Origin of the sequence: Gloeomargarita sp. SKYB120, from assembly GCA_025062155.1 — a bacterium.
Classification (GTDB): domain Bacteria; phylum Cyanobacteriota; class Cyanobacteriia; order Gloeomargaritales; family Gloeomargaritaceae; genus Gloeomargarita.
The window spans coordinates 1-17,980 of record JANXAM010000039.1 but is presented as its reverse complement, the minus strand read 5'-3'; the positions used below and the strand labels follow the sequence as shown (position 1 = coordinate 17,980).

At 57.6% G+C, this 17,980-nt stretch carries 15 protein-coding genes and 1 tRNA gene; 9 read left to right on the top strand and 7 right to left on the bottom strand.

The window, feature by feature from the left end:
• Positions 1 to 164: 164 nt before the first annotated feature.
• The gene (locus NZ705_11175) at positions 165 to 815 is read right to left on the bottom strand and encodes a RibD family protein (GenBank protein ID MCS7293510.1); all 651 of its coding nucleotides are present in this window, start codon (positions 813 to 815) and stop codon (positions 165 to 167) included.
• A 43-nt stretch (positions 816 to 858) separates the two neighbouring features.
• Here NZ705_11175 and NZ705_11170 point away from each other — a divergent pair, with 43 nt between their 5' ends.
• The gene (locus NZ705_11170; protein ID MCS7293509.1) at positions 859 to 2,652 is read left to right on the top strand and encodes a proline--tRNA ligase; all 1,794 of its coding nucleotides are present in this window, start codon (positions 859 to 861) and stop codon (positions 2,650 to 2,652) included.
• Here NZ705_11170 and ileS read toward each other — a convergent pair.
• From ileS to NZ705_11145, 5 genes are all read right to left on the bottom strand, one after another.
• Positions 2,649 to 5,462, bottom strand: coding sequence for an isoleucine--tRNA ligase (gene ileS, locus NZ705_11165; protein ID MCS7293508.1), 2,814 nt, complete (start codon positions 5,460 to 5,462; stop codon positions 2,649 to 2,651). The genes NZ705_11170 and ileS overlap by 4 nt on opposite strands.
• Positions 5,463 to 5,677: 215 nt before the next feature.
• On the bottom strand, positions 5,678 to 9,334 hold the full coding sequence (locus tag NZ705_11160) for a PAS domain S-box protein (GenBank protein ID MCS7293507.1): 3,657 nt from the start codon (positions 9,332 to 9,334) through the stop codon (positions 5,678 to 5,680).
• A gap of 64 nt (positions 9,335 to 9,398) precedes the next feature.
• The gene (gene gmd, locus NZ705_11155) at positions 9,399 to 10,442 is read right to left on the bottom strand and encodes a GDP-mannose 4,6-dehydratase (protein MCS7293506.1); all 1,044 of its coding nucleotides are present in this window, start codon (positions 10,440 to 10,442) and stop codon (positions 9,399 to 9,401) included.
• A 5-nt stretch (positions 10,443 to 10,447) separates the two neighbouring features.
• Positions 10,448 to 11,617, bottom strand: a complete 1,170-nt coding sequence (gene moeB, locus NZ705_11150) for a molybdopterin-synthase adenylyltransferase MoeB (GenBank protein MCS7293505.1) — start codon at positions 11,615 to 11,617, stop codon at positions 10,448 to 10,450.
• 37 nt (positions 11,618 to 11,654) lie between these two features.
• A complete protein-coding gene (locus tag NZ705_11145) occupies positions 11,655 to 11,795 on the bottom strand; it encodes a DUF3285 domain-containing protein (protein ID MCS7293504.1) in 141 nt (46 codons plus the stop codon).
• Positions 11,796 to 11,929: 134 nt separating this feature from the next.
• On the opposite strand from NZ705_11145, the gene NZ705_11140 reads away from it, so the two are divergent.
• From NZ705_11140 to NZ705_11130, 3 genes are read left to right on the top strand one after another with little or no spacing between them, the layout of a single operon-like run.
• Complete coding sequence (locus tag NZ705_11140) at positions 11,930 to 12,127, top strand: DUF2997 domain-containing protein (protein ID MCS7293503.1); 198 nt, start codon at positions 11,930 to 11,932, stop codon at positions 12,125 to 12,127.
• Between the two features lie 11 nt (positions 12,128 to 12,138).
• Positions 12,139 to 12,525 carry a DUF1257 domain-containing protein gene (locus NZ705_11135; protein MCS7293502.1) on the top strand — a complete coding sequence of 129 codons (387 nt, stop codon included), beginning with the start codon at positions 12,139 to 12,141 and terminating at the stop codon, positions 12,523 to 12,525.
• The gene (locus NZ705_11130) at positions 12,525 to 12,860 is read left to right on the top strand and encodes a ferredoxin (GenBank protein ID MCS7293501.1); all 336 of its coding nucleotides are present in this window, start codon (positions 12,525 to 12,527) and stop codon (positions 12,858 to 12,860) included. The genes NZ705_11135 and NZ705_11130 overlap by 1 nt, the downstream gene beginning before the upstream one ends.
• 14 nt (positions 12,861 to 12,874) lie before the next feature.
• Here the strand turns inward: NZ705_11130 and NZ705_11125 are convergent, their stop codons facing one another.
• On the bottom strand, positions 12,875 to 13,021 hold the full coding sequence (locus tag NZ705_11125; GenBank protein MCS7293500.1) for a metallothionein: 147 nt from the start codon (positions 13,019 to 13,021) through the stop codon (positions 12,875 to 12,877).
• Positions 13,022 to 13,179: 158 nt separating this feature from the next.
• On the opposite strand from NZ705_11125, the gene tal reads away from it, so the two are divergent.
• The 5 genes from tal to NZ705_11100 all read left to right on the top strand — a co-directional run.
• Positions 13,180 to 14,295, top strand: a complete 1,116-nt coding sequence (tal, locus tag NZ705_11120) for a transaldolase (protein ID MCS7293499.1) — start codon at positions 13,180 to 13,182, stop codon at positions 14,293 to 14,295.
• The gene (gene tadA, locus NZ705_11115; GenBank protein MCS7293498.1) at positions 14,295 to 14,768 is read left to right on the top strand and encodes a tRNA adenosine(34) deaminase TadA; all 474 of its coding nucleotides are present in this window, start codon (positions 14,295 to 14,297) and stop codon (positions 14,766 to 14,768) included. Before tal ends, tadA begins: the two co-directional genes overlap by 1 nt.
• An 18-nt stretch (positions 14,769 to 14,786) precedes the next feature.
• A tRNA-Ala gene (locus tag NZ705_11110) sits at positions 14,787 to 14,859 on the top strand.
• A gap of 328 nt (positions 14,860 to 15,187) precedes the next feature.
• Positions 15,188 to 17,503: a photosystem I core protein PsaA gene (psaA, locus tag NZ705_11105; protein ID MCS7293497.1), complete on the top strand. Its 2,316-nt coding sequence runs from the start codon at positions 15,188 to 15,190 to the stop codon at positions 17,501 to 17,503.
• 14 nt (positions 17,504 to 17,517) lie between these two features.
• On the top strand, positions 17,518 to 17,980 hold a 463-nt coding region (locus NZ705_11100; protein MCS7293496.1), incomplete at its 3' end, for a hypothetical protein.

The window sequence follows — 17,980 nt, the reverse complement described above, 5'->3', positions numbered from 1 at the left end:
ACCCGATTGAACATGTGTGGTATCGGATTAAGCAAAAGGTGCGTAAGTTACAGGTGAGTCCAATCGAAAATCTGCAACCCTTGGTCAATGAAACTATCCGTAGCGTATGTCAAGTTTTGTGATTTTAGCCATAGTGACTCCTGGCCTAACCGCATGCTGTAACTTTATCGCTTGACCTGGTAGTGGAGAAACAACTCATTGGCTACTCGTTCGCAGGTGAGTAACTCAAGCGCCACAGGTTGTAATAAACCAGGGCCATCCACGGGTGTGGGAGCGCTAACGCCGCCGAATATCCAAGGGCAAACGGTCAACCACAGGTCGTCAATCAGGCCGGCTGCGAGTAAATCCGCCATCAATTCGCCGCCCCCTAACACGCCGATTTTTCGTAAACCTAGCGCATAGAATTCTGCCAGTAATTCGGGCCAGTTTTGGTCATACCAAATCCGTTGAAAGGCTTGACTTTCATGCCACAGTTGCGCGCCATCAGCCGTCGTGACTAACCATCGCTCCAGAGGCTGGCGAAAAAAAGCCATGTTCGGGGGAATTTGACCGCTGCGACTACAGATGATGTGTAGTGTCTGGGGGGATTTGCCCTGAGCTTGGCGAGCCGCTAGCAACTCCCCGTCATGGACCAACATGCCACTGCCATAGGCTCGTAGGGTTTTGGCGCCAATCAGCACGGCGTCGCTTTGGGCTACTTGGCGTTCCAGGTGAGCACGGTCGGCAGCCGAACCAAAATCAGCCGCACCCCGGTGAACACTGGCAATTTTGCCGTCGGCGGTCATGGCTAGTACAGCCGTCATGTGCGGGCGCATGGGGTGCGTTAAGATAGAAAACCATATTGATTCTAGGAAATGTATGCGCTGTTCGCGGCTGTTGCTAGTGACCCTGCGGGAAGACCCGGCGGAAGCAGAAATCATTAGCCACAAATTGCTCCTGCGGGCGGGCTATATCCGGCGCGTCAGTCCGGGGATTTATGTGTATTTGCCGTTGATGTGGCGGGTGTTGCAAAAAATCATGCAGATCGTGCGGGAAGAAATGGACGCGGCGGGGGCGCAGGAATGCCTTTTACCCCAGTTGCAACCGGCGAGTTTGTGGCAAGAATCGGGGCGTTGGGAAACCTATACCAAAGGTGAAGGGATTATGTTTACCTTGACGGACCGGCAACAGCGGGAAATGGGACTCGGTCCTACCCATGAGGAAGTGATTACCGATGTGGCCCGCCAGTTGATTCGTTCCTACCGGCAATTGCCCCTGAATCTTTATCAAATCCAAACCAAATTTCGGGATGAAATTCGACCGCGATTTGGACTGATGCGGGGACGGGAATTCATCATGAAGGATGCCTATTCCTTTGATGCTGATGAGGCAGGAATGCGCCAGTCTTATGAGAAGATGTACCAGGCCTACTGTCGTATTTTGGAACGGTGCGGGTTGGATTACCGGCCAGTGCAGGCAGATAGCGGGGCTATTGGGGGTTCTGGCTCGCAGGAATTCATGGTATTGGCCCAAGCGGGAGAAGATGAGGTGCTCTATACCCCCGATGGTCAATACGCCGCCAATGTGGAAAAAGCAGTTTCTTTACCGCCAGAACCCATCCCTTCACCCTTTCCCCAAGCGGAGCAAAAACATACCCCCAATACACCCACCATTGAATCCCTGTGTAGCCATCTCAACTGCTCACCGACCCAGGTGGTGAAAAATGTATTGTATCAAGCGATTTTGGACACGGGAATCACAGTGCTAGTGCTGGCCAGTATCCGGGGAGACCAAGACATCAATGAAGTGAAGTTGACGAACGAAATCACACGTTTAGTGCCGACGCTGGGGGGACAGCAAGTTTTGAAATTAGTCATCGCCAATCAAGAGAATCAAAACCAGTGGGCGGCAAAGCCTTTACCGTGGGGATACATTGCACCGGATTTGCCCGATGAGTACATTAAAAAAGACCCGAAGATTCACCCCCATTTTGTGCGTTTATTCGATGCAACGGTTGCGCCTTTACGGAACTTTGTCACGGGCGCTAATCGCGTGGATTACCACTGGGTGGGAGCCAATTGGGGTCAGGAGTTTCCAGCGATTGAAACCACAGTTGATATCCGCAAAGCCAAGGCGGGCGACCGGGCGGTGCATGACCCCCAACAAATCCTACAGAGCGCGCGAGGCATCGAAGTCGGCCATATTTTTCAACTGGGAACCAAATACTCCGCGGCGATGGGTGCTACCTACACCAATGAGCACGGTCAAGAGGTGCCGTTAGTTATGGGGTGTTACGGGTTGGGAGTGTCGCGATTGGCGCAAGCTGCGATTGAACAGTCCCATGATGAACATGGTATGATCTGGCCGCCAGCCATTGCTCCCTATCTGGTGATCATTTCAGTGCCGAATATGCAGGATCAACAACAAGTCGAAGTGGCGGAAATGCTATATCAACAATTGCAAAAAGCAGGCATTGAAACACTGCTAGACGACCGTCCCGAACGCGCAGGCGTGAAGTTCAAGGATGCCGATTTGCTGGGGATTCCTTACCGCCTTGTGCCAGGGCGTTCTTTAGCAGAAAATAAGGTGGAAATTATTACCCGCAAGGGCCATCAATCCCAACTGGTACCGATAGAGGAAGTAGTTGCTTTCTTCGAGGCAAAACGTCCCTAAAATTGACCGGCTAGGGCTTGCACACACCGCTCACAAATATCGGGGTACTGCGGATCCTGACCGACCTGTTCCGAATAATTCCAACAACGCGCACACTTTTTCCCTGCTGCCGGTTGCATGGCCACTGTCCATCGCTGACCTGGTTCACCAGCCTGTACCGTCACCTGGGAGACCAACAGTAAATACCGCAGTTCATCAACGCCATTGGTCGGCGTATTGAGGGCCTGTAATTGGGTTAATAATTCCGGTTCGCCAACCTGGAGCATAATTTGCGCTTCCAAAGAGGAACCAATGGTTTTAGCAACCCGCGCCGCTTCGAGAACCTTGTTGACATCTGCCCGCAAGTCCCGCCATTGGTCCCAGGTGCGCGCCAGTTCCGGTTGATGCCATAGGGATGGGGGTTCCGGCCAGCGCGTTAAAAAGACCGATTTTACCCCCGTTTTGTAGGGAATAAATTGCCAAATGTCTTCCGCGAGATGGGATAAAACGGGGGCAATCAATTTGGCCAGGGTCTCCACTGCAATTGCTAATACGGTTTGACAACTGCGCCGCCGGTAGCTATTGGCTGCACTGATGTACAACCGGTCTTTGGCAATGTCTAAATAAAAACTCGACAAGTCCACGACGCAAAAGTTCTGAACTGTCTGAAAAAAGTGATAAAACTCGTAGTCCTGAAACGCCTGGGTTACGGTTTGCACAACTGCCGATAAGCGATGGAGCAAATAACGGTCTAACTGGGGTAAATTGGCATAGGGAATGGCATGTTCTTGAGGGTCGAAATCGTAGAGATTGCCGAGTAAAAAGCGAGCAGTATTGCGGATTTTGCGATAGACATCGGCCATCTGGTTGAGGATGGTATTCCCCAGGGGTACGTCGTCGGCGTAATTGACCGAGGCCACCCACAACCGCAAGACATCGGCGCCATAAGCAGGTTCCTTCTGGGGATTTTTGCCGCCGTTGATGACCACCAGGGGGTCCACAACATTCCCCAGGGATTTGCTCATTTTGCGCCCTTGCTCATCCAGCACAAATCCATGAGTCAACACTTGTTTATAGGGCGCTTTCCCCCGCACGGCGACCGAGGTCAGCAGGCTGGATTGAAACCATCCCCGGTGCTGGTCAGACCCTTCCAGGTACAGGTCAGCTTGGTCGGCCAACCCCCGCGCCTGCAACACGGCTGCCCAGGAGGAACCCGAATCAAACCACACGTCCATCGTGTCCATGCCTTTGCGGTAGGTGCGCCCGTTCTGGCGGTAGGTGGGGGGGAGCAGTTCTTCGACGGGTAATGTCCACCAGATATCGGAGCCGTGTTGCCGGACCAGGTCGCGCACATAGGCGATGGTTTCGGCGTTCAATAAGGGCTCGTCGGTTTCGACGTCGTAAAAGACGGGAATCGGCACGCCCCACGCGCGCTGGCGGGAAATACACCAGTCGGTGCGTTCCTGTACCATGGCGGTAATCCGGTTTTCCCCTTGGGGCGGAATCCATTGCACCTGGCGAATCGCTTGCAGAGCCAACTCCCGAAACCCGCTTACCGAGGCAAACCACTGCGCCGTCGCCCGGAAAATGGTGGGTTTTTTGGTGCGCCAGTCGTAGGGGTATTTGTGTTGATAGGGTTCGTGCTTGACCAGCAAGTTCTTTTGCCGTAACGCTTCAATGATTGCCTGGTTGCCTTCCTTCAAGACCGGTAAACCGGCAAAGACCCCAGCTTCCTGGGTAAAGCAACCCGCATCATCCACCGGCGATAACAAGGGCAACCCGTATTTTTGGCCCACCGCATAGTCTTCTGTCCCATGCCCCGGCGCCGTATGCACGAGTCCTGTGCCGGATTCCACCGTGACGTGCTCGCCCAAGACCACCACGCCCTGCCGGTCAAACAGGGGATGTTGATAGTGGCAAAACTCCAGGATTTTCCCCGGAAACGTGCGCGCAACTGTGACTTCTTGGGCTACCACATCCCGCCACTTGTTGACCAAATCTGCCGCCACGATGACAGGCCCCTGGCTATCGCTGATCACGACGGCGTAGGTGATTTCGGGATGCACCGCCACCGCCAGATTCCCCGGCAATGTCCAGGGTGTGGTCGTCCAAATCGCCAGGTACAGTTCATCCCACTCTCCCAAGACGGCCCGGGCAGGGGGCGTCAATTCCGTCAAGCGCATCAGGGCGTAAATACTGGGAGAAACGTGCCCATCGGGATATTCCAGCTCGGCTTCGGCAAGGGCGGTGCGGGAACTCGGACTCCAATGCACAGGTTTCAAACCCCGGTAAATATAGCCCTTGAGCGCCATTTGCCCAAACACGTCAATCTGAGCCGCTTCGTATTCGGGGTCGAGGGTTAAATAGGCGTTGTCCCAGTCGCCCCATACCCCACAGCGCTGAAAACTCCGTTTCTGGCGGGCCACTGCATCCAAGGCATAGGCTTTGGCGCGCTGGCGGAGTTCGATGGGGGTGAGGTTTTGCCGGATTTCGGCGGGGATTTCCTGCAAGACTTTCAGTTCGATGGGTAACCCGTGACAGTCCCAGCCCGGCACGTAAGGGGTGCGATACCCGCGCAGGCGGTAGAACTTGTTGATGATGTCCTTGAGAATCTTGTTCAGGGTGGTGCCCATGTGGATGTCGCCGTTGGCGTAGGGCGGGCCATCGTGCAGGACAAAGGCGGGAGCGTTTGGGTCAAATGTTTGGGGAATCTGTTCCTGTTGCCAAAACGCCTGAATTTCTGGCTCTCGTACCGCTGCATTGGCCCGCATGGCAAAGTCCGTCTGCGGTAGATTCAGCGTGGCTTTGTAGTCCCCCCCCAATTCCGTCATGAGCGTCTGTCAGCTAACCGTACTTTATTGTAACGATGAATGACCGTTCACCGCCCTGCAACCTAAGACACGACCAGCTTCGATAACTTCGCCCTATTCGTAGCTGGTGATACGAAACTCCCAACGCCGGAAACGTATAGTAATCCTCCAGCGTAAGCTATTCCAACCCTCCGATTGACGATCTGGTGTGGTCCCTGCGGGGGCCTTTTTTGTATTCAGGGCACAAATCGCGCCGTCAATTCCTCCGCAGTCAAAGGGGGACTCAGGAAATTGCCCTGCAACGCATGGCACCCCAAGGCTGATAGGGTCCTAGCCTGCTGTTCCGTTTCGACGCCGACAGCTACAGTGCGCATCCCAAGACTCCGGGCCAGAATGACCATCGCCTGTACCAGTTGCTCCGCCTGAGACCGTACAGTTAACTGCTGGACAAACGCCCGGTCAATTTTGAGGGTTTTAACGACGGGTAAAGCTGGTATCCTGCCTAGGTGCCCCTGGCCAAAACCATCAAGGCTCAATCCCACTCCTAACGCCTGCATTGCCGGTAGCCAGTCCCAGTCATCTCGCAGTGACTGTTCATGAAGTTCTAGCTGCAACCGTGGGGGGTCAAAGTCGCTGTCGCCCAGTAATTCTTCCAAGCGGTTCAAAAAATCCCTCTGGTTAATCGAAGCAGGCGAAAGGTTGACATACAGAACCCACGTCGCCGGCCACTGTTGCATCTGGGCAATCGTGGTGGTCAACACCCACCAGTCCAAATCCCCCAGCAGCCCCATTGCTTCTGCATCCGGCAAAAAGGTCTCCGGCAACAAAACTCCCCGCGTCGGATGGTGCCAGCGCAAGAATGCCTCCACCCCCAAGACCATCCCATCGGCGGTCATCACCGGTTGGTAATACACCTGGAATTGCCCAGCCGTCAATGCCGCCTTAATCTCAAGATCGACAGCGCCAGGGGCATGCCGGCCAACTGGAGTAAAAACAACCCACCGCGCTCGTCCTTGACTCTTCGCCTGATACATCGCCGTATCCGCATCCCGTAACATTTCTTCCGGCGTTTGGTAGTGGGGCGCGCTGTACACCACCCCCATACTGGCCTGCACCGTAACCGCTTGGCCGGCCAAGGTCAGCGGTTGGGCAATCACCTGCTGTAATTCCTGCAAACGCTGGTCTAGCTGTTCGGCGGCCAGGGAAACCAGCAACAGGGCGAATTCATCGCCCCCAAAGCGGGCAACGGTGTCCTCAGGCCGCACGGCTGCCTGTAACCGCTGGGTCATGGTTATCAGGAGTTGGTCGCCTTGGAGATGCCCAAAACTGTCATTCACGCCTTTGAACCGGTCGAGGTCCAGAAACACCAGGGCAAAGCTGGGGTGACCCTCCTGGCGGTAACGCACCAGGGCCTGCTGGAGACGTTCCAGAAACAGACGACGATTGGGCAGGCCGGTGAGGGAGTCATGAAGGGCTTTGTGTAGCAATTGGGCCTCTATCCGCTTTTTCTCAGTCACGTCGCGGCCAATGCCCTGGATTTCCTGCAATCGCCCCTGATCATCAAAAAAACTGCGGATGGTCCACTCGTACCAACGCTCGGGTGGGTCGGTCGTGCGACATTCCAGCGTAAAAGTGGGCCGCTCCGGCGACAAACGCTGTAGGCGCGTTAAAAACTGGCGTTGGTCATCGGGATGCAGCGGATGCGTAAAGGGTTGGTGCAACAACTCGGCTTCGCCACGTCCAGCGTAGCGGCAAAAGGCGGGGTTCACAAACACCAGTTCGCCGTTGGCCTTGGCCCGGTAGATTAACTCAGTCTGGTCGGCCACCACCGCCCGCAGGCGCTCTTCTCGGGTTTGCATTGCCTGGAGAAGGTTCATCTGGTCGGTGATGTCTTGGGAGACCCCCACCACGCGCAGCGGTCGCCCGTCGGCGTCCCGAATCAACTGGCTGATGGATTGCAGCCAGCGGTAGTCCCCGTCCGGCGTTAACACCCGGTGGCGCTGTTCGCACTGGTCCATTTCCCCGTTCTGATACTGCTGGCGAATCAGCAGGGCCTGAGGCAGGTCTTCAGGATGGACGCTTTGCAGCGAGGTCAAACCGAGGAGACGCACAGTCTGGGGTTCGTTTGGCGGGTACAGGCCAGGGTCGCGGGTGTAACGGCTAATTTCCATGACATCGCTGACCAGGTCCCACTCCCACACCAGCAGGCCAGCCGCTTGCGCCGCCAGCTTCAACCGCATCTCGCTCTGGCGCAACGACTGCTGAGCCAGGACCCGCTCGGTTACATCCACCAGTTGCGAGAGAAACAACAGCGGTTGACCGTCGGCGTCGCGGGCAATCACCACCTTGCTGAGCAACACGTGCAGGGTTTGTTGGGGCTGGGGTTGTAGGCGCAATTCCAGGGTGATCTGGGGAACTTCATCCCGCAGGAGACGGCCATTAGCCACCGCGTAGCGAGTTGCGTCATCAGGATGGATAAAATTCCGACAGTCCTGGGACAGGAGTGTGCTGACATCCCGTTGCAACAGTTGACACAGCGCAGCGTTCACCCGTAAAAAACGTCCTTCCCGGTCGGTGATGGACATCCCGGCTGGCGAGCGCTCGAACGTCAATTGAAATTGGGCCAGACTCTGGTGCAGCGCCTCGGCCATGCGGTGTTTCTCGGTGACATCCTGCACGGTCAGGTACAGGAGTCGCCGCCCGCCTACATTCAACATTTGCCCATAGCAGGCTAAGTTAAGCCAGGCCCCATCTCGATGGCGCACCCGCAGTTCGTCGGGCGTCTGGTCCGCCCCGCCCCGCAACCAGCGCCGGTAGGCTTGACGCAACCGAGAACGGTCGTGGAGATGCACCAACTGCACCAGCGCCGAGGCGGACAACTGCAGCAATTCCACCCGGCTGTAGCCCAGGATTTGGCACAGCGCTCCATTGACGGCTTGTAATTGCCGCCGTTGGAACACGGCCATCCCCAAGGGCACCGCCTCCAAAACCATCTGGATATCGGTCTTTTCCCGTAGGATGCTCTGGAGCAAAGGCCGCCCTTGCCAGGTCAAAAGCCGCGCCGCGATTTCCACAAGTACGATGGCCCCATCCCGGCGCTGGAGTCGCACAGGCACCGGTTGGGTTCCGCCGGCTTGCACCCACTGGAAAAACTCCCGCTGGGCCATTGCCCGTTCCGCTGGCGGGTGACAGGCCCACTGGTCGCGTCCCACCAGGTCGTCACGCGGATAGCCCAGCAACCGCTCCGCCTGGGGATTGACCTCCAGGATCCGCCCGGTTTGGGCGTCGCTCACCACAATCCCGTCGCTGGCGGCGGCAAACAGCGCTCGGTACCTGGCTTCCGTTTCTCGCGCAGACTGGAGCAGTTGCCATTGCCGCAGGGCTTGGGCCAGGGCCGTTCCCACCGATGCCAACAGGTTGATTTCCGTCTCGTCCCAAGGGCGCTCCTGCTGGCAATCGTCAAACCCGATAAACCCGTACAGCGCGTCGCCCACCCGTAGGGGCACCACCAGGATGCTCACGATGTCCTGGCGGGCAAGACAGTCCCGCTCTGGTGGGGGAAAATCGGCCACCCGACCACATAGGATTTCACCCCGTTGGAGTGCCTCCAGCCAGTGGTCAAACCCGTGGGCCTGGTAGTCGAAGTTCTGCAACAGCGGATTGTCCCGCTGGGGGGCTACCCCTGGAGCGCACCACTCCGCTCGCTGGGAGGTCAGCAGTTGCCCTTTCTCGCCCCGGTGATGCTCAAAGATGTACACCCGCGACACCCCTACCGTTTCGCCCAGCACCTGCACGATCCGGTCGTACAGCACGCGAGGGTCGTCGGCAAACAGCAGCCAATTCTGGATTTGCACGACCATCCGCAAGGCCGCCTCCAACCGCTGGGGTCCCATCCCGATTCCCCAATTCCCACCGGAAAAAACGTGTTTTTTGCACAATAGCACAAGGGGGGGGCTGTCAATCGCTCAAGCCCGGCAAATACACACGATGCCCCGCCGCTTTGAGCGTCAGCTCCTGACGGGCCAATTCTAAATCGTGCTCCACCATCATTCGCACCAGTTCCCGGAAGGTGCAGCGGGGTCGCCAGCCTAGCTTCTCCCGCGCCTTAGTGGCATCCCCGAGTAGGTAGTCCACCTCGGTGGGGCGAAAGTAGCGCGGGTCAATTTTGACATACGCCCGCCAGTCCAATCCCACCAGGCCAAAGGCCGCCTCCAAAAACTCCTGCACCGAGTGAGCCTCTCCTGTCGCAATCACATAATCATCGGGTTCATCCTGCTGCAACATCAACCACATGGCTTCGACATAATCCCCAGCAAACCCCCAGTCCCGCTTGGCCGCCAGGTTGCCCAGGTAGAGTTCCTTTTGCAAGCCCACCTTGATCCGGCCCAGCGCCCGCGTGATCTTGCGCGTGACAAAGGTTTCCCCCCGGCGGGGACTCTCATGGTTGAACAGGATGCCGTTGCAGATGAACATCCCGTAGGCCTCCCGGTAGTTCACGCAGAACCAGTAGGCCGCCACCTTAGCCACCGCGTAGGGACTGCGGGGATAAAACGGAGTTTTTTCGTGCTGAGGTGGTGGCGACGCCCCAAACATCTCCGACGACCCGGCCTGGTAAAACTTCACCCGCCGCCCGGTAGTCTGCTCGTAATCCCGCACCGCCTCCAGCAGGCGCAAAGTGCCAGTAGCGACGGCATCAGCAGTGTACTCCGGCTGGGCAAAGGAGACCTTGACGTGGGACTGGGCCCCCAGGTTGTACACCTCGTCCGGCTGCACCTGCTCAATCACCCGCCGCAGCCCCGTGCCGTCGGTTAAATCCCCGTAGTGCAAAAACAAACGCGCCTCGGGGTCATGGGGGTCCCGGTAGAGATGGTCAATGCGGCTGGTATTGAACAGGGACGCCCGCCGCACAATCCCATGCACCACGTAGCCCTTTTGCAGCAAAAAATCCGCTAGGTAGGAACCGTCCTGGCCCGTAATCCCAGTAATCAGCGCCGTTTTCATGCCCGTTAATACTGCGGCACCGACGGGTCAATTTCGCGGCTCCAGGCCAGAATCCCGCCCTTGACGTTGTAGCCCACCCGACCCGTTTTTTCCTTGATCAAGTGCAGCGCCTTCAGAGAGCGCGCCCCCGACTTGCAATGCACCACCAACTGCTTGTCGCTCCACAGTTGCCTTAACTTGTCCAGACCCGGCCCCTGCTCCAACTCCGACAGGGGGATCAACACTGCGCCGTCAATGCGGGCCACCTCGTACTCTCCCGGATTGCGTACGTCCACCAACAAAGTCCGGTCCGGCTGGGTCGTCAGTAATTGCTGCAACTCCTGCACCGTGATTTCAGGAATGTCCGCCTGCATTTGTTGTGCCTGTTGTCGAGCCTGGGTCACACCGCAGAACTGTTCATAATCTATCAATTCCTTAATGACAGGCCGGTTCGGATGAGGCCGCAACTTCAACTCCCGAAACTTCATTTTTAAAGCGTCGTAAATCAGCAACCGACCGCTCAACGTCTCCCCAATCCCCAGGATAATTTTTAAGACCTCCGTGGCCTGCAACGCGCCGATCACGCCCGGCAAGACGCCAAGCACACCTCCTTCGGCGCACGAGGGCACCTCCCCTGGCGGTGGCGGTTCTGGGAACAAATCTCGGTAGGTCGGCCCGCCCTGGTAGTTGAACACCGACACCTGGCCCTCGAACCAGAGAATCGAACCGTACACAAAGGGCTTGCCCAGCAGCGTGCAGGCGTCGTTGATGAGATAGCGGGTGGGGAAATTGTCCGTGCCGTCTACTATCACGTCGTAGGGTCGGAGAATGTCCAGGGCGTTGGCCGCCGTCAGTTGGGTCTCGTACAGTTCCACCTGGCAGTGGGGATTCAGTTGGGCGATGCGGTCCTTGGCCGATTGGGCTTTGGATTGCCCGAGCCGGTCCACGCTGTGGATGATCTGGCGCTGCAAGTTGGAAATGTCCACCACATCAAAGTCCACGATGCCCAGGTGACCAATGCCCGCCGCCGCCAAGTACAACAAAACTGGCGACCCCAGACCGCCAGTGCCCACGCACAGCACCTTGGCCGCCTTGAGCTTCTTCTGGCCAGCGACCCCCACTCCCGGCAGGAGCAGGTGACGGGAATAGCGCTCGTACTCAGCCTGGGTCAGTTCCACCGTCTCCAGGACCGTCATGGTCGGGCAACTCCAGTGTCAATTTCTTCAGCATAGCTCAACGGGTCCAATAGGCCAAGCCCACCAGCACCCCCAGCAGTCCTAGGCTGGTCAAGGTGAAATGCCATAGGGATTTGCGCCCCTTGCGCACCATGTTGCGCATCGCCAGGCGCACATAACTCGGGGGACGTCGGTCCATCCTAGCAGCCCTCCAACCCCCTTTAGTTTAACCCAGGCCAGCGACTATTAAGAATATTAAGAATTACAAAGCATCGGCCATTCCTTCTCACATTCGTTACAATTTGAGGTAATTTGGCGGCGGGGTGGTGACCGATGGAGACCCTTGAGTTTGTGATTCACCCGGACGGTCGAGTGGAGCTACGGGTGCAGGGCGTTCCCGGAGCGACCTGCGTGGCGCTTTCCCAAGCCATTGAACAGGAATTGGGGGTGGTGACCCACCGGGAATGGACAGCGGAGTACTTCCAAGCGGTTGTCGCCCAGCCCCAGCAACAGGATGTCCACGTGCGTTAAAGGTGGTTCCCATGTCTCACTTCAGCACCATCCAAACTCGTCTGCGGGACAAGGAGGCGCTGGCGGCTGCGCTCACCCGGTTGAATTACACCTACCAAACCGGTCCCTTGCCAGTGCGGGGCTATCGGGGTCAAACCCAGATGGCGGACTTGGTGATTCCTCAAGCCAACGGTTATGACATTGGCTTTGCCTGGGATGGTCAGCAGTACAACCTGGTGGCGGATTTGCAGTATTGGCAACAGCCCCTGAGCGTGGAGGGGTTCCTGCGGCAACTGCACCAGCAGTATGCCTACGAGGTGGTGCTAGCCCAAACCCAACGCCAGGGCTTCCAGGTGATGGAAACCCAGAGGCTGAGCGATGGTTCGGTGCGGTTGGTGGTGCAACGCTGGGCGGCCTGATGGAACGAACGGGATTTGAGCCAGAACTCGGAGGCCAGTGGCGACAAAAGGCGGTTTACGTAGATGAAGCAACCTGCATTGGCTGCAAGCACTGCGCCCACGTCGCCCGCAACACCTTTTACATCGAGCCGGACTATGGACGTTCCCGCGTGATCAACCAGGACGGCGACCCTGAGCATCTGATTCAGGAGGCCATTGACACCTGCCCGGTGGACTGTATCCACTGGGTGAGCTACCGCGACTTGCAACGCTTAGAGGCCGCCCGTACCCACCAGAGGTTATTGCCGGTGGGGTTTCCCCGCGCCATGCAGCGGACTGCTGAGACCATCCCTTGAAGGGCTAGCCGAACCTAGCAGGGGCAACTGTCGTGGCCACAGCCCGGCCCGTTGGGGTGTCCCTGGGCGCAGGCGTCGCTGCAATAGACCTTGTCCCCCACACGAATAGCGGTTGCCGGGTCCACTTGGCACACACACCGCTCGCAATCGCACTTGACCATGAGTTTTCTCTCCCCATAAAACGATAATCCTACTATACATGAACATACTTTCATGTTTCAAGGGAGAGCAAAGCTGTAGTTGGTCTTAAGGAGTGGCGGCGGGGTTGGCGACGGCGGCCAGAATAGAGGTAAGGAAAGCGGTACAGGAGGAACGTACCATGACGGCGGCCAATCCCCTGTTGGAGATTCCCAAGTATGGGCAGAGCATTTGGATGGACAATCTCAACCGCAATCTGCTCGTTGCCGGTGAGTTGCAGCAATTGATGGCGACGCGGGGCATTCGCGGGATTACCTCCAACCCCACCATTTTCCGAAAGGCGATTGTTGGCAATGCCATTTACGATGCGGACATTGTGGCGGGGGCCAAAGCTGGGCTATCGGTGGAGCAGATTTACGAATCCCTAGTGTTCAAGGACATTCAAGACGCCTGCGATATTCTCCGGCCTGTTTACGAAGACAGCCACGGGTTGGACGGCTATGTGAGTGTGGAGGTGCCGCCCCAGTTGGCACGGGATACCGAAGGCACCGTGCGGGAGGCCCTGCGCTATTTCCAGACCCTCAACCGGCCCAACGTGATGATTAAAATTCCGGGGACGCCGGAGGGCCTGGTGGCGGTCGAGCAGGTAATTGCCGCTGGGGTAAACGTGAATATCACGTTGTTGTTCAGCGTCCAGAGCTATGTGGACACCGCCTGGGCCTACATCCGAGGCTTAGAAGCGCGGGTCGAGCGGGGCGAGCCGGTGGACCGGGTTGCGTCGGTGGCCAGTTTCTTCCTGAGCCGGATTGACACCAAGGTGGATAAGTTATTGGACGCCATCGGCACCGAGCAAGCCAAGGCACTGCGGGGCAAAACCGCGATTGCCAACGCCAAGGTAGCCTACGAGCGGTTCCAGGAAATTCTTGCGCATCCTCGCTGGCAAGCCCTGGCGGCTAAAGGGGCTAAGGTGCAACGGCTGCTGTGGGCTAGCACCAGCACCAAAAATCCCCAGTACAGCGATGTGATGTACGTCGAGGAGTTGGTGGGGGCCAATACCGTCAATACCCTGCCGCCGGAAACCATCGAGGCCTGCGCCGACCACTGCCAAATCAGCGACCACCTGCGGGATGGGTTTGACCAGGCCGAAGCCATACTAGCCAAAGTTCAAGCCCTAGGGATTGACCTGGACAAGGTGATGGCGGAGCTGCTGGAGGAGGGGATTTTGAAATTCACCGAGTCGTTTGAGTCCCTGATGAACGCGCTGCGGGACAAAGTGGCCCAACTGACGCCCGCCTAGTGCCCAGTCACGAGGATTGGATGCGGCTGGCCTTGACACTCGCTGTCCAGGCGGGTCAAGCCGGAGAAGTTCCCGTTGGTGCGGTGATTGTGGACGCCCAAGGGGTATGTATCGCGCAAGGCGAAAACCAGCGAGAGCGCACCCACGACCCCACCGCCCATGCAGAGATCGTGGCGTTGCGCCAGGCCGGTCAGGTTCTAGGCACCTGGTATCTCACAGACTGCACGCTGTACGTCACCTTAGAACCCTGCCCCATGTGCGCCGGCGCTCTGGTGAACGCCCGCATTGGACAGTTGGTGTACGGTGCACCCGATCCCAAAACTGGGGCGATTGACAGTGTGCTCCAAATTCCCACCAGCCGCGCCTCAAACCATCACTTTCCGGTGATTCGGGGGGTGCTAGCGGCGGAATGCCGGGACGTGCTACAAGCCTGGTTTCGCCAGCGCCGGAGCCAGGGGAAAAATATGCCATAATAGACTCTGCGGCTTTGGGGGGCTATAGCTCAGTTGGTAGAGCGCCTCAATGGCATTGAGGAGGTCAGCGGTTCGAGTCCGCTTAGCTCCACTAAGGTGCCAAGCTAGGTCTGCGTTTGCGAGCAGGCTGCTACTGACGCTCTTACCCACCAGAAATGTAAAAATTTGTGAATTTGTGTAAATTTATTTGACAATAGCCAGGGCGAGTAGCAGGGAAGGGACAGGGAGTTTAACTATTATTAACGCTCTGAACCGGACGGCGATGGGAGCCTATAATGCTGACTAAGTTCACGGTGTTACTGAGCTGAAATGGGGATACCCTATGTAGGCTCAGAGTCAGAACTTTTTGCCATTGTGAGCAAAGGTTCTGGGGAAGTGACACCGTCTAGTCCTTGCCGTACTAGGAGAGGAGCGTTCTAATGACCATCAGTCCACCGGAGCGGGAAGCGAAGGTCAGGGTGGTCGTGGACCGGGACCCGGTGCCCACGTCGTTCGAGCGGTGGGGCAAACCAGGGCATTTTTCCCGGAGTCTGGCCAAGGGGCCAAAGACCACAACCTGGATCTGGAATCTGCACGCTAACGCTCACGATTTCGATAGTCATACCAGCGACCTGGAGGACATCTCGCGTAAAATTTTCAGCGCCCACTTTGGCCACTTGGCGGTGGTGTTTGTGTGGCTGAGCGGGATGTACTTCCACGGGGCGAAGTTTTCCAACTATTCGGCCTGGCTGGCGGATCCATTGCACGTCAAGCCGAGCGCCCAGGTGGTTTGGCCCATCGTGGGGCAGGAGATTCTCAACGCCGATGTAGGGGGCGGATTCCAGGGGATTCAGATTACCTCTGGGTTCTTCCAACTCTGGCGGGCCAATGGGATTACCAATGAATTTCAACTGTACTGCACGGCCATTGGGGCGCTGGTGATGGCGGCCCTGATGCTGTTTGCCGGGTGGTTCCACTACCACAAGGCGGCGCCTAAGCTGGAGTGGTTCCAGAATGTGGAATCCATGCTGAACCACCACTTGGCGGGTCTGCTGGGCCTGGGGTGCTTAGGCTATGCCGGGCAGCAAATTCATGTGTCCTTGCCGATTAATGCCTGTTTAGATGCGATTGATGCGGGGAAACCGCTGACTGTTGGCGGGAAGGTGATTGCCTCGGTGGCGGATATTCCCTTGCCCCACGAGTGGATTTTGCACCCCAATTTGATGGCGGATGTGTTCCCGAATGTGCCTTGGGGTGGTCTGAGTGGGGTATTGCCGTTTTTCACCTTGAATTGGGGTGCCTACGCAGACATCCTGACCTTTAAAGGCGGCCTGAACCCGGTGACGGGCGGTCTGTGGCTGACGGATACGGCGCACCATCACTTGGCGCTGGCGGTGCTGTTTATTATTGCCGGTCACATGTACCGCACCAACTGGGGAATTGGCCACAGCATGAAGGAAATCCTGGAGGCCCACAAAGACCCCTTGCTGATTGGGGGGACGGGTCACAAAGGGCTCTATGAAATCCTGACGACCTCGTGGCATGCCCAGTTGGCGATCAACCTGGCGATGCTGGGGTCGCTGACGATCATCGTGGCCCAGCACATGTACGCGATGCCGCCCTACCCATACCTGGCGACGGACTATCCCACCCAGTTGTCCCTGTTTACCCACCACATGTGGATCGGGGGCTTTCTGATTGTGGGAGCTGGTGCGCACGGGGCGATCTTCATGGTGCGGGACTATGACCCGGCGCAGAATGTCAATAACGTGTTGGACCGGGTGATCCGGCACCGGGATGCCATCATTTCCCACCTGAACTGGGTGTGCCTGTTCCTGGGCTTCCACAGCTTTGGCCTGTACATCCACAACGACACGATGCGGGCGCTGGGACGGCCCCAGGATATGTTCTCGGATACGGCGATTCAACTGAAGCCGGTGTTTGCCCAGTGGATTCAAGGGTTGCACGCGGCAGCGGCGGGGGCGACGGCTCCTTACGCGAGCGCCGGGGTGAGTCCCATCTTCGGGGGTGAGACCCTGGTGGTGGGCGGCAAAGTGGCGATGATGCCGATGGTGTTGGGCACTGCGGACTTCATGGTGCACCACATCCATGCCTTTACCATCCACGTAACGGTACTCATCCTACTGAAGGGGGTGCTGTTTGCCCGCAATTCCCGCTTGATCCCGGACAAGGCGAATCTGGGGTTTGCGTTCCCCTGCGATGGTCCGGGGCGGGGCGGCACGTGCCAAGTGTCGGGCTGGGACCATGTGTTCCTAGGGCTGTTCTGGATGTACAACTCCCTGTCGATCGCTATCTTCCACTTCTCCTGGAAGATGCAGTCGGACATCTGGGGCACCGTGAATCCCGACGGCACGATCAGCCACATCACCAGTGGGAACTTTGCCCAGAGTGCGATTACGATCAACGGCTGGCTGCGGGACTTCCTGTGGGCGCAGTCGTCCCAGGTGATTGGCTCCTACGGCTCGGCGTTGTCGGCCTACGGGATCATGTTCCTGGGAGCGCACTTTATCTGGGCGTTTAGCTTGATGTTCCTGTTCAGCGGGCGCGGTTATTGGCAGGAGTTGATTGAGTCCATCGTTTGGGCGCACAACAAGCTCAAGGTGGCGCCGGCCATTCAACCGCGGGCGTTGAGCATTATCCAGGGACGGGCGGTCGGTGTGGCCCACTACCTGTTAGGGGGAATTGTGACCACCTGGTCGTTCTTCCTGGCACGGATTATCGCCGTATCCGGCTAAGGGAAGGAGAGACTATGGCGACGAAGTTTCCGAAATTTAGCCAAGCCTTGGCCCAAGACCCGACGACACGGCGGATTTGGTATGCCTTGGCGACGGCCAATGACTTTGAAAGCCACGATGGCATGACGGAGGAGAATCTCTACCAAAAGATTTTTGCCTCCCACTTCGGCCATCTGGCGATCATCTTCCTGTGGACGTCGGGGAACCTGTTCCACGTGGCCTGGCAGGGCAATTTTGAGCAGTGGATCAAGGACCCGTTAAACGTGCGGCCCATTGCCCACGCGATTTGGGACCCCCATTTTGGGCAGGCGGCGGTGGAGGCCTTTACCCAAGCACAAGGGGCAACCGGGCCAGTCAACATCGCCTACTCGGGGGTGTATCAGTGGTGGTACACCATCGGGATGCGCACCAATAATGACCTGTATGCTGGGTCCATCTTCCTGCTGTTGCTGGCAGCGGTGGCCCTGTTTGCCGGTT

Excerpts from the sequence above, each read along its gene's own strand:
- NZ705_11175 (MCS7293510.1), bottom strand. The coding sequence starts at position 815 with ATGCGCCCGCACATGACGGCTGTACTAGCCATGACCGCCGACGGCAAA.
- NZ705_11170 (MCS7293509.1), top strand. The coding sequence starts at position 859 with ATGCGCTGTTCGCGGCTGTTGCTAGTGACCCTGCGGGAAGACCCGGCG.
- ileS (MCS7293508.1), bottom strand. The coding sequence starts at position 5,462 with ATGACGGAATTGGGGGGGGACTACAAAGCCACGCTGAATCTACCGCAG.
- NZ705_11160 (MCS7293507.1), bottom strand. The coding sequence starts at position 9,334 with ATGGGACCCCAGCGGTTGGAGGCGGCCTTGCGGATGGTCGTGCAAATC.
- gmd (MCS7293506.1), bottom strand. The coding sequence starts at position 10,442 with ATGAAAACGGCGCTGATTACTGGGATTACGGGCCAGGACGGTTCCTAC.
- moeB (MCS7293505.1), bottom strand. The coding sequence starts at position 11,617 with ATGACGGTCCTGGAGACGGTGGAACTGACCCAGGCTGAGTACGAGCGC.
- NZ705_11145 (MCS7293504.1), bottom strand. The coding sequence starts at position 11,795 with ATGGACCGACGTCCCCCGAGTTATGTGCGCCTGGCGATGCGCAACATG.
- NZ705_11140 (MCS7293503.1), top strand. The coding sequence starts at position 11,930 with ATGGAGACCCTTGAGTTTGTGATTCACCCGGACGGTCGAGTGGAGCTA.
- NZ705_11135 (MCS7293502.1), top strand. The coding sequence starts at position 12,139 with ATGTCTCACTTCAGCACCATCCAAACTCGTCTGCGGGACAAGGAGGCG.
- NZ705_11130 (MCS7293501.1), top strand. The coding sequence starts at position 12,525 with ATGGAACGAACGGGATTTGAGCCAGAACTCGGAGGCCAGTGGCGACAA.
- NZ705_11125 (MCS7293500.1), bottom strand. The coding sequence starts at position 13,021 with ATGGTCAAGTGCGATTGCGAGCGGTGTGTGTGCCAAGTGGACCCGGCA.
- tal (MCS7293499.1), top strand. The coding sequence starts at position 13,180 with ATGACGGCGGCCAATCCCCTGTTGGAGATTCCCAAGTATGGGCAGAGC.
- psaA (MCS7293497.1), top strand. The coding sequence starts at position 15,188 with ATGACCATCAGTCCACCGGAGCGGGAAGCGAAGGTCAGGGTGGTCGTG.